Consider the following 13,518-nt stretch of genomic DNA (forward strand, 5'->3'; position numbering starts at 1 on the left):
TTATTATAATACTTACAATTCTGTCGTTTAAATTTAATTATAGTTAAGAATAATAAGGTAGATATTAATGCGTATAGCAATTGATATGCAAGGAGTTCAGGTTTTAGGTCCAGAGAATGAAAAATCTTTGGAAATAATAAATATTATAAAGAAAGTTATAAAATTATCTCAAGATGATACTGTAATATTAGTATTGAATGGAATGCTATCTGATTCTATATCATTCATTCGTGACGAATTTTATGGTTTTTTATCACAAGATAAGATTAAAGTGTGGGACTCTTTAATTAAAGCAGATGGTAAAGAAAAAGAAGTTAGAAATGAATTAGCTTGTAATATTAGAGAGTTATTTATTTTAAATTTGAATGTTGATGTATTATTAATAACTTCTTTCTTTGAGGGATTTGATGATAATGCTGTAATCCGCATCAATAAATCCGCATTAAATATACCTACTGCAGTTCTACTAGCTAACGAGTTAAATTATAACATTTATTCTAGTCAAGAATATAAAAAATGGCTTCAAACAAATAAAGAAAATCTGTTAAGCGCTGATGTTATTTTTAAATCTGAAAATTTTATGTATCATGATTCATTTTCTACAGAAGAAATCGATACAATAAACATCATAGAGCTATTGCTGACATCCCATCTAGAGTCAGCAATAATCATTTGTGATAATTTAAGATCTCTATTTTATGAAAATAATAAATTAAAAGCAGAGGGACCAGTAAAAAAATTGCGTCTTGCTTATATTTCACCCTTACCACCAGATAGGTGTGGGATAAGTGATTATAGTGCTGAACTTTTACCTGAGTTGGCTCGTTATTACTCTATTGATGTTATTTATGAGCAGGCTGAAGAGATTACTGACCCTTGGGTTTTATCTAACTGTACTATTTTAAATAGCAATGAATTCCGTAATAACTATAAAAATTATGATAGAGTTTTATACCATTTTGGTAACTCTCCTTTTCATGTGCATATGATTCCATTACTTATGGAGATCCCCGGTGTTATTGTCTTACATGATTTTTTCATCCCTGATTTGATATTGAATTTAAGCCTAACTATTAATAATAATCCTTATGGTTTGGTTTCTGAAATATTGTACTCACATGGTTGGTCTGCAGTTATAGAATATTATCGCAATAGTGATAATAATGATTTCATGAGAAATTACCCATGTAATTTGAGAGTATTGCAAAAGGCTCTAGGTGTCATTTACCATTCGGATGTTTCAAAGCGTTTAGTATCATTTTATTATGGTTCTGATACATCAAATGATTGGTTCTCGATTCCTCTTTTAAGAACGACGGCTAATAATGATTATATTAATAAATCTATTTCTCGTGATAAATTAGATATTCGAGATAATGAGTTTGTAGTTTGTAGCTTCGGATTTTTAGGCTTACATAAACTCAATCACAGATTATTAAATGCTTGGTTAGCATCTCCAATGGCTAATGATTCTTCGTGTAGATTGGTTTTTGTAGGAGAAAGTCTGGATCAAGATTACAATCTTGTCCTCGAAAAAATAATTAACAGAAATGATAGAGTTAGTATTACAGGCTGGACAGATCAAACTGCATATAAATTATGGCTATCTTCAGCTGATGTCTGTGTTCAATTACGTGATTTATCACGTGGTGAGACATCTGCAGCTGTGCTTGATTGCTTAAATTATGGTGTGGCAACAATTGTAAATGCTAATGGGTCAATGGCTGATTTACCTGATAATGCTGTGTGGAAGTTACCTGAAAAATTTTATGATGAAGAACTTATAGAAGCTTTGACCGTATTATATAGAGATAAAAAAGCTCGAGATGAATTAGGTCGTTCAGGTTCGGAATTGTTACATACACAACATACTCCAGTGAAATGTGCAGAAAAGTATATGCATGCGATTGAGAGTTCTTATAAAACAGAAACTGCAAATTTATGTGATTTAATCAAGAAGATAATTCAAAAACCACAGTTACTTACTAATCAATTAGTTCCTGATGTTGCAACAGTTCTGGCCCGAAATTTCCCACCTAAACCACGCCATAAACAGTTATTAGTAGATGTGTCTGCACTCGTAATTGTTGATTTAAGAACTGGAATACAAAGAGTTGTTCGTGCACTTTTAAAACAATTTATTTCAAATCCGCCAGATGGATATGTGGTGGATGCTATCTATGCCTCTGCTGGTAAGCCAGGATATAGATATGCTCGTAAGTTTACCTGCGAATTACTAGGAATACCGGATGACTTTGTGAATGACGAAGTTGTAGATGTCTGGAGTGATGATCTTTTTTTAGGTCTCGATTTCAATTCTGGCATTGTGTTTGAACAACAAAACTCTTTAAAAGAATGGTATGATAGAGGCGTAAAAATATATTTCATGGTATATGATATTTTACCCGTTTTACAGCCAAACGTTTTTCCGGAGAATGAAAATGCTTTATTTCATCGTTGGCTGAATATAATTACAGAATTTACTGGTGTCGTGTGTATTTCAGAAACTGTAAGTAAAGAGTTGCGGTGCTGGATTAAAAAAAATAAAGTTGAAAAAATAAAAAGTCTTGATATAAACTGGTTCCATCTAGGTGCTGATTTGAATAATTCTTGCCCTTCCCAAGGAATGCCTAAACGTTCTAGTTTTATTCTTACTCAATTAGGATTACGTAAATCATTTTTGACAGTTAGCACAATAGAACCACGCAAAGGACATTCTCAAACACTCGCTGCATTTGAATTACTTTGGAATAAAGGGGTAGATATAAATTTAGTTATTGTAGGCAAGCAAGGTTGGATGGTTGAACCGTTTATAGAAAAATTACATTCTCACCCTGAATTAAATAAGCGATTGTTCTGGCTTGAAGGTATTAGCGATGAATTTCTCGAAAATATATACAAAAAATGTGATTGCTTAATATCTGCTAGCCAAGGTGAGGGTTTTGGTTTACCCCTTATTGAGGCAGCACAACATAACTTGCCTATAATAGCTCGAGATATTCCTGTTTTTAGAGAGGTCGCTGATGATAATGCGTTGTATTTTTCAGGACTAGATCCTGATGATTTAGCAATTGTAATACAGGACTGGCTCGTACTTTATGATATGAACAAAATACCCAACTCGAATAAAATTAAGTGGCAAACGTGGGAACAGAGTGCGCAACAGTTGTTAGATGTTCTAATTACGGAAAACGAACAACTAGTGAATAGTTAAATAAATTGAATGTGGATAATTTTATGAATATGAAAACTGCAATTATTACCGGTATCACTGGCCAAGATGGTGCATATCTTGCGGAATTGTTACTTGAGAAAGGCTATAAAGTTTATGGTACTTATCGTCGTACCAGTTCTGTTAATTTCTGGCGCATTGAAGAGTTAGGTATTGATAAATATCCTAATCTACACTTAGTGGAATATGACCTGACCGATCTTTCTGCCAGTATTCGTTTGTTACAAACTACACAAGCAACTGAAGTGTACAACTTAGCAGCTCAAAGCTTTGTTGGTGTTTCTTTTGACCAACCAGCAACAACGGCGGAAATTACTGGCCTTGGTCCGTTGAACTTATTAGAAGCTATTCGTATTGTTAACACCAAAATTCGTTTTTACCAGGCATCTACCTCTGAGATGTTTGGTAAAGTTCAGGCGATTCCACAAATTGAAGAAACCCCATTCTATCCGCGTAGCCCTTATGGCGTAGCTAAATTGTACGCGCACTGGATGACGATTAACTATCGTGAAAGTTATGGCATTTTTGGTTGCAGCGGTATTCTTTTTAATCATGAATCGCCATTGCGCGGACGCGAATTTGTTACCCGTAAAATTACAGACTCAGTCGCAAAAATTAAATTAGGTAAATTGGATATTCTTGAATTAGGGAATATGGATGCCAAACGCGATTGGGGCTTTGCTAAAGAATATGTAGAAGGTATGTGGCGTATGCTGCAAGCCGATGTGCCTGATACTTTTGTTCTGGCTACTAATCGCACAGAAACTGTACGTGATTTTGTCTCGATGGCATTTAAAGCAGCTGGTTTTAATTTGCGTTTTGAAGGGAAAGATGAACATGAAGTCGGGATCGATACTGTAACAGGAAAAACCTTAGTTAAAGTGAATCCTAAGTTCTACCGTCCAGCAGAGGTTGAGTTGTTGATTGGTAATCCACAAAAAGCAAAAGACGTACTTGGATGGGAACCAAAAACGACATTAGAAGAACTCTGTCAGATGATGGTAGAAGAAGATCTTCGCCGTAATAAACAAGGTTTCTCATTCTGATGTCAATAAATGGCAAGCGTGCCCTGATCACCGGTATTCAGGGATTTACCGGCCATTATATGGCAGCGGAATTATCCGCTGCCGGTTACCGGGTATTTGGTTTAGGTTCTCAGCCTTCAAATGATCTTGACTATTTTCAAGTGGATCTACTGGATATTGATGGACTAACCTCGATCATTAAACAGGTGGAGCCACACATTGTTGTCCACCTCGCTGCTATTGCTTTTGTTGGACATGGTAATCCTGCCGCTTTTTATGATGTCAATGTTGTTGGAACTCGAAATTTGTTGGCGGCACTAAGCACTGTTGCTGACAATATTGAATCTGTTTTGCTTGCTAGTAGCGCCAATGTTTATGGTAATACACAAGCAGGTATGTTGAGTGAAACAACAATAGTGAATCCAGCGAATGATTATGCTGTCAGTAAGTTAGCTATGGAGTATATGGCTAAACTCTGGTCTGAAAAATTACCAATTATCATAGTTCGCCCATTTAATTATACTGGAGTAGGGCAATCAGATAATTTCTTGTTGCCTAAGATAGTTTCTCATTTTAAGCGTAAAGCGAGTGAAATTGAATTAGGTAATTTGGATGTATGGCGTGACTTTACCGATGTAAGAGCTCTAGTTAAAGCTTATTTGGGACTCTTACTAGCCAAACCTATTGGTGAAACTGTCAACGTTTGTTCTGGTAGAACCCATTCATTACGTGAAGTTATTAACCTATGTGAAAAAATAGCTTCACATAGTTTATCTATCCATGTAAATCCCGCTTTTGTTCGTGCTAATGAAGTAAAAACGCTATGTGGAGATTCCACAAAATTACAGAGTATTGTTGATGGGTGGAATACTCCACCATTGGAAGAGACTCTGCGTTGGATGCTGGAAGATAAATAATGAGAGTTATTTTTGGTACTGATCCTATTAAATATCCTTTGACTGGAATTGGTCGCTATACTTATGAACTAGCTAGACAGTTGCAGGGTAATGATGAAATTTCAGATTTTCTTTTCTTGCAAGGAAGAACGATATCTCCAAATTTACCTTCTATTAATGTTAAGTCGAGTGCGACTTCAGGGGTAAAGACTTTTGTCAAAAATAGTGCACTTGCTAGTGAGTTATATCGCCTTTCTGCTCCTTGGTTAAAGAGTTTAGCTTTAAGACCCTATAATAGTTTCATTTATCATAGTCCAAATTTTTACCTGCCTCCTCGAGTTCCTAATGCGGTTGCTACTTTTCATGATCTTTCAATTTTTACTTGGTCAAAATGTCACCCAGAAAATCGTGTCCGCTATATGCAAAAAGAGTTATTATTAACGTTAAAAAGGGCAAAAATTTTAATCACAGACTCTGAATTTACTCGTAAAGAGCTAGCAGAGTATTTTGATTATCCTATTGAGAAGATAGTTTCTGCGCCATTAGCGAGCAGTGGTGATTTTTATCCTCGTGAATATGCTTCTTTACAAAGTCTAATGGATCGTTTGAACTTGATTGCAGGTCAGTACACGCTATTTACGGGAACAATTGAACCAAGAAAAAATATTGTAACTTTGCTTGATGCTTATGAGCGCCTTCCTTTGGAACTACGTTCACGATATCCATTGGTAATTTGTGGTTTTTCAGGCTGGAATAGCGAAGCTTTGCACCGTCGCTTTGAACTGGCCGCAGAGCAAGGTTGGTTATTATATCTTGGCTATCTAAGTTCAGAAGATCTACCCTTACTTTTCTCTGGTGCAAGAACATTTTTATTTCCTTCGTTATATGAAGGATTTGGATTACCGGTTCTTGAAGCTATGGCATCAGGTGTACCTGTTGTTTGTTCCAATGCTGCCTCATTACCTGAAGTTTTAGGTGAGTCCGGCCTAATGTGTGATGCACTGGATATTGAGGGATTGACTACCGCTATTATTAAAAGCTTGGAAGATGAGAATTGGCGTAGTCTATCAATTGAATCAGCTCTTTCCAGAGCGAAAACATTTTCATGGGCTAGATGCGCCCAGAAAACAATAGAAGCTTATAAGCAGGTATAACAATATAATGCTAAAAGTTCTACATTTTTATAAAACATATTATCCGGATTCATTTGGTGGCATTGAGCAAGTTATTTTTCAATTATGCGAAGGTGGCTCAGATAGAGGTGTGGACTCTACAGTGCTTTCTTTAAGTAAACGAGGTCAAATTGTTAACCAGAAAATAAAATCGCATACGGCATATTGTTCTCCAATAAATTTTGAAGCAGCATCGACGCCTTTTTCTTTTCAAGCATTCAAGGATTTTAAAAAGCTAGCTCAACAGGCAGATATTATCCACTATCATTTTCCATTTCCTTTTATGGATATGCTTCATTTTTTATCTGGTATTAAAAAACCTACAGTTGTTAGTTACCATTCTGACATTGTTAAACAGAAAAATATATTAAAGCTATATGCACCGCTAATGAACAAATTCCTTGGCGACGTTTCACATATTGTGGCTGCTTCACCTAATTATGTGGCGACTAGTGTAACGCTAAAGAGATTTTCACATAAAGTCAGTGTTATCCCTTATGGTCTTGATGAGAATTCTTATCCATTACCTGAAACTGATCGGCTTGAGTTTTGGAAGAATAAATTTGGTTCCCGTTTCTTCCTATTTGTTGGGGCTTTCCGCTATTATAAGGGCTTACATATTCTTATTGAAGCGGCTAAGAAATCAACTTATCCGATAGTTATCGTTGGTGCTGGGCCGATTGAGGCTGAATTAAAAAGACAAGTAAAAGAACTCAAAATTGAAAATATTTATTTTATAGGTGCCGTATCTGATGAAGATAAAACCGCGCTATTGACACTTTGTTACGCAGTTGTTTTTCCTTCTCATTTACGTTCCGAAGCTTTTGGCATCACTCTATTAGAGGGGGCTATGTATGGTAAACCTTTAATCTCAAGCGAGATAGGAACGGGCACGACATTTATTAATATTGATCAACAGACGGGATTAGTTGTCCCTCCATCAGATCCAATTGCATTGAGAACCGCGATGGATCAGTTATGGGATAATATTGAGTTATCTGAGGAGTTTGGTCGTAACGCACGAAATCGTTATTTAGAGAATTTTACTTCTGAGAAAATGGTTTCAAGCTATATAGATTTATATAATAAAATAATTGATAGATAATATCTGATTATTGCACTTTTATTATTTAAGAGAGTGATGTTTTTTAATAGCATGTATCTTATCAACTCTTTTAGTGATTACAACCGCATGAAATATTTACTTATATTTAAAAAATGTTATCAGGAACTTTCTGATGTAAGCTTTGTTGCAGAAAAATTAATAATGAGCCATCTGAGTTTATTCCGCTAAGTTCACAGAATCAATACCACTAGATTTAACTATTTAAAGTTGAAGAGGTCATAGTAATGAAATGTTTGAAAGCAGTCATTCCTGTCGCCGGACTTGGCACCCGCATGTTGCCAGCGACCAAGGCGATTCCGAAAGAAATGCTGCCAGTGGTCGATAAGCCCCTGATTCAATATATCGTGAATGAATGTGTTGCTGCTGGGGTCAAAGAGATCGTGTTGGTAAGCCATTCATCAAAGAATGCGATAGAAAACCATTTCGATACATCATTTGAATTGGAAGCGGCACTGGAATCTCGGGTTAAGCGGCAGTTATTAAAAGAGATTAAAAATATTTGCCCGCCGGACGTTACTATCATGCAAGTGCGTCAGGGTCATGCCAAAGGGTTGGGGCATGCCGTACTTTGTGCTCAATCCATGGTGGGTGACAATCCGTTTATTGTGTTGTTGCCGGATGTTTTGCTTGATGATTCAACGGCTGATTTGTCTAAAGAAAATCTTGCCAAGATGATTCAGCGTTTTGAGGAAACTGGACGTAGCCAGATTATGGTGGAGCCAGTACCCCAATCTGATGTTTCTAAATACGGTATCGCGGATTGCGGCCACGTCGACTTAGCGCCGGGGGAAAGTACGCTAATGACGGCTGTTGTTGAGAAGCCTTCCGTCGCTGATGCTCCGTCTAACCTTGCTGTGGTTGGGCGCTATGTGTTGTCTAAAGATATCTGGCCATTGCTGAAGAAAACGCCTCGAGGTGCAGGTGATGAGATTCAGCTTACCGATGCCATTGCGATGTTAATGGAGCAAGAACCTGTTGAAGCATTCCATATGACGGGTAAATCACATGATTGCGGCGATAAATTAGGTTATATGAAAGCCTTTGTCACTTATGGTGTGCGTCATAATACCGAAGGTGAAAATTTTACAGCCTGGCTGAAGCAGCAAATCAACTAAGATTGGTTTAGCAACTGAATATAAAATTATTTAAATTCGCATGAGAAATCAGTAGGTTAATTATGACCAAGTTGAAAGCAGTAATCCCTGTGGCAGGTTTAGGCATGAGAATGTTGCCAGCGACAAAAGCCATTCCAAAAGAAATGCTACCTATTGTTGATAAACCGTTGATCCAATATGTAGTTAATGAATGTGTTGCTGCCGGTATTAAAGAAATTATCTTGATAACCCACTCATCAAAGAATGCGGTAGAGAACCATTTCGATACTTCTTATGAGCTAGAAGCCATGCTGGAGGCTCGGGTTAAGCGCCAGCTATTGGATGAAGTGCAATCTATCTGCCCGCCAGGTGTGACTATCATGCATATTCGCCAAGGGCATGCTGAAGGTTTGGGCCATGCTGTATTATGTGCTAAGCCACTGGTGGGGGATGAGCCATTTGCCGTGTTGCTGCCGGATGTGCTGATTGATGATGCCAAATCAGACCTGACTCGAGACAATCTTGCCCAATTAGTCAAACGTTTCGAAGAGACGGGAACTAGCCAGGTTTTGGTGCATTCAGTCGAACCCGAGGCATTATCAAATTACTCGGTAATTTCTTGTGAGAAGCCTGAATTGGCTCCCGGTGAAAGCAGCCGAATCAAAGCCATGGTTGAGAAGCCTCAAAGCCCGGCGGACCTGCAATCAAATCTGTCTGCGGTTGGGCGTTATGTGTTATCTGCCGATATCTGGCCGCTATTAGAAAAGACCAAACCGGGAGCATGGGGTCGAATTCAGTTGACCGATGCCATTGATGCTTTGGCTGAGGAAAAACCGGTCGATGCTGTGGCCTTAACCGGACAATCATACAACTGTGGTGAGAAACTTGGTTATATGCAGGCTTATGTTGCTTATGGATTACGTCATCCAAAACAAGGGGCTGAATTTAAAGCTTGGCTGAAAGATTTTCTGGCGTAAGCAAAATTAAAGATAGATGAAAAGCAATCCATGTGATTGCTTTTTTTTTGTACTATTTGCCGTGGTGAATTGAGTCATATGCGCTGTTTACTCAGATAAAGCAAACGAGTGCGGACAGCAACTGGTCAGTTGTGCTATCTATCGCACCAATCACTACCCAGCTGACATAATCCTGAGTTAACATGTTTCCCACATCAAAAACCTGTTGGCCTCAAGGCCGGTAACAGGTGTCATCCTTCAGACAGGAGTTTTTTAATGTCCAAACAACAGATCGGCGTTGTCGGTATGGCGGTGATGGGCCGTAACCTGGCGCTCAACATCGAAAGTCGTGGTTATTCCGTTTCTATTTTTAACCGTTCATCAGACAAAACCGACGAAGTGGTTGCCGAGAATCCAGGTAAAAATCTGGTGCCAAGCTATACCGTTGAAGAGTTTGTTGACTCACTGGAAAAACCGCGCCGTATTCTGCTGATGGTGAAAGCGGGTGAAGCGACTGATAAGACTATTGCTTCACTGACGCCACATCTTGATAAAGGTGACATTCTGATTGATGGTGGCAATACCTACTATAAAGACACCATCCGTCGTAATCGTGAACTTTCTGCACAAGGTTTTAACTTTATCGGTACCGGTGTTTCCGGTGGCGAAGAGGGCGCATTAAAAGGCCCTTCAATTATGCCTGGTGGTCAGAAAGAAGCTTACGAACTAGTGGCACCTATTCTTGAGAAGATTGCTGCTCGTGCTGATGACGGTGAAGCCTGTGTTGCTTATATCGGTGCAGACGGTGCTGGCCATTACGTGAAAATGGTTCACAACGGTATCGAATACGGTGACATGCAGTTGATCGCAGAAGCCTATTCTCTGCTAAAACAGTCTTTGGGTTTGAGCAACGAAGAGCTGGCAAGCACCTTTACGCAGTGGAATAAAGGCGAGCTGAATAGCTACCTGATTGATATCACAAAAGATATCTTCACCAAGAAAGATGAAGATGGTAAATATCTGGTTGATGTGATCCTGGATGAAGCTGCCAATAAAGGCACCGGTAAGTGGACTAGCCAAAGTTCTCTGGACTTGGGTGAGCCATTAACATTGATTACTGAGTCTGTATTTGCCCGCTATTTGTCCTCTCTGAAAGACCAGCGTGTTGCAGCATCTAAAGTGCTGACAGGCCCTAAAGTACAGCCTTTTGCCGGTGATAAAGCTGAATTTATCGAGAAAATCCGTCGCGCGTTGTATCTGGGTAAAATCGTTTCTTACGCACAAGGTTTCTCTCAGCTGAAAGCGGCTTCAGACGAGAATAATTGGGATCTGCACTACGGTGAGATCGCCAAGATTTTCCGTGCCGGTTGTATTATTCGTGCTCAGTTCTTGCAGAAAATCACTGATGCTTACGCAGAAAATGCGGATATTGCTAACTTGCTGTTGGCTCCTTACTTCAAGCAGATCGCTGATGAATACCAGCAAGCGCTGCGTGATGTTGTGTCTTATGCGGTTCAGAACGGTATCCCGACACCAACATTCTCTGCGGCGATTAACTACTACGATAGTTACCGTTCAGCAGTGTTGCCTGCCAACCTGATTCAGGCACAGCGCGACTATTTTGGTGCGCATACTTATAAGCGTACAGATAAAGAAGGTGTATTCCACACCGAATGGCTATAAGTTAACGGCTACTGCGCGTTCGTATTTTGATATTGGGCAGTGCTCGTCATCCTCACGTACTGAGTGTACGTGAGGATGACTGTCCGCAATCAAACTACTTCCGCTCGCTACGCCTTTAGTGGTAAATGCCCTTGAGTACATTGCCTTATGAGTGGTTTACCACAATAAAAATGCCCCGCAGTTAAACCGCTGGGGCATTTTTTTATCCTGCATAAGTGCACCAGAAAATTACTTCTCGTGGCGCTCTCGTAGGCGGCCAATCACTTTACTCAGATCCAAATCCTGATCTTGTAATAACACCAACAGATGGTATATCAAATCTGCGGATTCGTTGGTTAACTCTGCGCGATCATTGACAGTCGCAGCAAGGGCGGTTTCTACCCCTTCTTCCCCCACTTTTTGCGCGATACGTTTAGTACCACTGGCATAGAGTTTGGCGGTGTAAGAGCTGGCCGGGTCTGCTGATTTACGTGATGCTAACAACTGCTCTAATTGATATAGGAAACTCCAGTCGCTGGCCGCTGGCGCGAAGCAACTGTTATTACCCAAATGACAGGTCGGGCCGATAGGGTTAACCAAAATCAACAGCGTGTCATTGTCGCAATCAGGGTAGATATTCACCACATTGAGGAAATGACCAGAGCTTTCGCCCTTAGTCCACAGGCGCTGTTTAGTGCGCGAGAAAAAGGTCACTTTGCCGGTTTCTTCTGTTACTGCCAGCGCTTCCCGATTCATATACCCCATCATCAGAACTTCACCGGATACGGCATGCTGAACGATAGCTGGCATCAGACTGTCGACTTTTTCCCAATCTAGTTGGTTAATTTGTTGTTCGCTTAACACACTCTTATCTCCACGCCTTGTTCAGACAAATACTTTTTCAATTCGCCGATATTAATGATTTGCTTATGAAACACCGAGGCTGCCAGTGCACCATCTACATCGGTATCACGGAATGCTTCAAGAAAGTGCTCAGGTGTTCCGGCACCGCCAGAGGCGATCAGCGGTACATGGCAGATGGCACGCATCTGTCTCAACTGGCGCAAATCATAACCGTTACGTACGCCATCCTGATTCATCATATTCAGCACAATCTCACCGGCCCCACGTAATTGGACTTCTTTGACCCAATCTTCGGTCTGCCAGGTAGTGGCTTTGGTGCGCTTTTCATCACCGGTAAACTGATAAACCTGATAACTATTAGTTTCAGCGTCATACCAAGTATCAATGCCGACAACAATGCATTGTACGCCATAGCGGTCGGCCAGCCGGGTAATTAACGTTGGGTCGGCAAGGGCAGGGGAGTTAATGGAGATCTTATCGGCACCAAAGGTCAGAATCTGACCGGCATCTTCAACACTCTTAATCCCACCGGCAACGCAGAAGGGAATATCAATCACTTCCGCGACACGTGCTACCCAGCTCTTATCGACCACTCGGCCATCGGAGGAGGCAGTGATATCATAAAATACCAGCTCATCTGCGCCTTCTTGTGCATAACGCTGCGCCAGCGGCACGATATCTCCAATGATTTCATGATTACGGAATTGGACACCTTTAACCACTTGGCCATCTTTCACATCCAGACAAGGAATTATACGTTTTGCCAGCATGCGATCGCCTCCTTCACGTTAAATTTTCCGTCCAGCAGCGCGCGGCCCACAATCACACCTTGCACACCACTACCACGTAAGCGGGCGATATCATCCAGACAACCAATACCGCCGGAGGCCTGAAATGCCACTTGCGGATAGCGCTGGCACACTTCCTGATACAGCTCGACATTTGAGCCACTCAAGGTGCCATCACGGGAAATATCCGTGCACAACACATGTTTCAGGCCGAAAGGTAGAAATTGTTCAACAATTTGCTCTAATGTGGCATCGGAGTTTTCCTGCCAGCCACTGATAGCCACTTGCTTGCGACCGGCATCATTAATACGGACATCCAGAGCTAACACAATGGCTTCAGCACCATAGCGCTCAAACCACCGCTGCACCATTTCGGGTTGCTTAACAGCGGTTGAACCGACCACAACGCGTGTCGCGCCAGCTTCCAATAAGGCGATAACATCTTGTTCGTTACGGATACCACCGCCGACTTGTACTGGTACATCAACACCTGCCAGTAACTCGCGCAATAGCGGGATCTGACGAGCTGCGGGATCTTTAGCTCCGGTCAAATCAACCAAATGCAATACTTGAGCGCCTTGCTGTTGGTAATCCTGTAAGCGCGGCAACGGGTGGTTGCCATAGTCGCGCTGCTGGCCGTAATCGCCTTGATGCAAACGCACCACCTTGCCTTCGATCAAATCCAAAGCGGGAATAATCATGG

Annotated in this window: 11 protein-coding genes; 8 read left to right on the top strand and 3 right to left on the bottom strand. The window is 40.5% G+C overall.

Annotation, left to right across the window (positions count from 1 at the left end; genetic code table 11):
• The first annotated feature begins 67 nt into the window (after nt 1-67).
• The 8 genes from DJ58_RS01865 to gndA all read left to right on the top strand — a co-directional run bounded on the left by DJ58_RS01865 (nt 68) and on the right by gndA (nt 11,184).
• Complete coding sequence (locus tag DJ58_RS01865) at nt 68-3,214, top strand: glycosyltransferase (RefSeq protein ID WP_004711078.1); 3,147 nt, start codon at nt 68-70, stop codon at nt 3,212-3,214.
• 29 nt (nt 3,215-3,243) lie between these two features.
• Nucleotides 3,244-4,278: a GDP-mannose 4,6-dehydratase gene (gene gmd, locus DJ58_RS01860; protein WP_032911611.1), complete on the top strand. Its 1,035-nt coding sequence runs from the start codon at nt 3,244-3,246 to the stop codon at nt 4,276-4,278.
• A complete protein-coding gene (locus DJ58_RS01855) occupies nt 4,278-5,174 on the top strand; it encodes a GDP-mannose 4,6-dehydratase (protein ID WP_032911583.1) in 897 nt (298 codons plus the stop codon). The genes gmd and DJ58_RS01855 overlap by 1 nt, the downstream gene beginning before the upstream one ends.
• Nucleotides 5,174-6,307, top strand: coding sequence for a glycosyltransferase family 4 protein (locus DJ58_RS01850; RefSeq protein ID WP_004711081.1), 1,134 nt, complete (start codon nt 5,174-5,176; stop codon nt 6,305-6,307). The genes DJ58_RS01855 and DJ58_RS01850 overlap by 1 nt, the downstream gene beginning before the upstream one ends.
• A gap of 7 nt (nt 6,308-6,314) precedes the next feature.
• Nucleotides 6,315-7,430, top strand: coding sequence for a glycosyltransferase family 4 protein (locus DJ58_RS01845; RefSeq protein WP_004711083.1), 1,116 nt, complete (start codon nt 6,315-6,317; stop codon nt 7,428-7,430).
• A gap of 245 nt (nt 7,431-7,675) precedes the next feature.
• On the top strand, nt 7,676-8,566 hold the full coding sequence (gene galU, locus DJ58_RS01840) for a UTP--glucose-1-phosphate uridylyltransferase GalU (protein WP_004711086.1): 891 nt from the start codon (nt 7,676-7,678) through the stop codon (nt 8,564-8,566).
• Between the two features lie 62 nt (nt 8,567-8,628).
• The gene (gene galU, locus DJ58_RS01835; RefSeq protein WP_004711088.1) at nt 8,629-9,522 is read left to right on the top strand and encodes a UTP--glucose-1-phosphate uridylyltransferase GalU; all 894 of its coding nucleotides are present in this window, start codon (nt 8,629-8,631) and stop codon (nt 9,520-9,522) included.
• Nucleotides 9,523-9,777: 255 nt separating this feature from the next.
• Nucleotides 9,778-11,184 (top strand): NADP-dependent phosphogluconate dehydrogenase, encoded by a 1,407-nt coding sequence (gndA, locus tag DJ58_RS01830; protein WP_004711090.1) that lies wholly within the window; start codon nt 9,778-9,780, stop codon nt 11,182-11,184.
• Between the two features lie 228 nt (nt 11,185-11,412).
• On the opposite strand, the gene hisIE is transcribed toward gndA, so the two are convergent.
• From hisIE to hisA, 3 genes are read right to left on the bottom strand one after another with little or no spacing between them, the layout of a single operon-like run.
• Nucleotides 11,413-12,027: a bifunctional phosphoribosyl-AMP cyclohydrolase/phosphoribosyl-ATP diphosphatase HisIE gene (gene hisIE, locus DJ58_RS01825; protein WP_032911584.1), complete on the bottom strand. Its 615-nt coding sequence runs from the start codon at nt 12,025-12,027 to the stop codon at nt 11,413-11,415.
• Complete coding sequence (hisF, locus tag DJ58_RS01820) at nt 12,021-12,797, bottom strand: imidazole glycerol phosphate synthase subunit HisF (protein WP_032911585.1); 777 nt, start codon at nt 12,795-12,797, stop codon at nt 12,021-12,023. Before hisF ends, hisIE begins: the two co-directional genes overlap by 7 nt.
• On the bottom strand, nt 12,779-13,516 hold the full coding sequence (gene hisA, locus DJ58_RS01815; RefSeq protein ID WP_004711095.1) for a 1-(5-phosphoribosyl)-5-[(5-phosphoribosylamino)methylideneamino]imidazole-4-carboxamide isomerase: 738 nt from the start codon (nt 13,514-13,516) through the stop codon (nt 12,779-12,781). The genes hisF and hisA overlap by 19 nt, the downstream gene beginning before the upstream one ends.
• Nucleotides 13,517-13,518 lie beyond the last annotated feature (2 nt).

Origin of the sequence: Yersinia frederiksenii ATCC 33641 (genome assembly GCF_000754805.1) — a bacterium.
GTDB classification, from domain to species: domain Bacteria; phylum Pseudomonadota; class Gammaproteobacteria; order Enterobacterales; family Enterobacteriaceae; genus Yersinia; species Yersinia frederiksenii.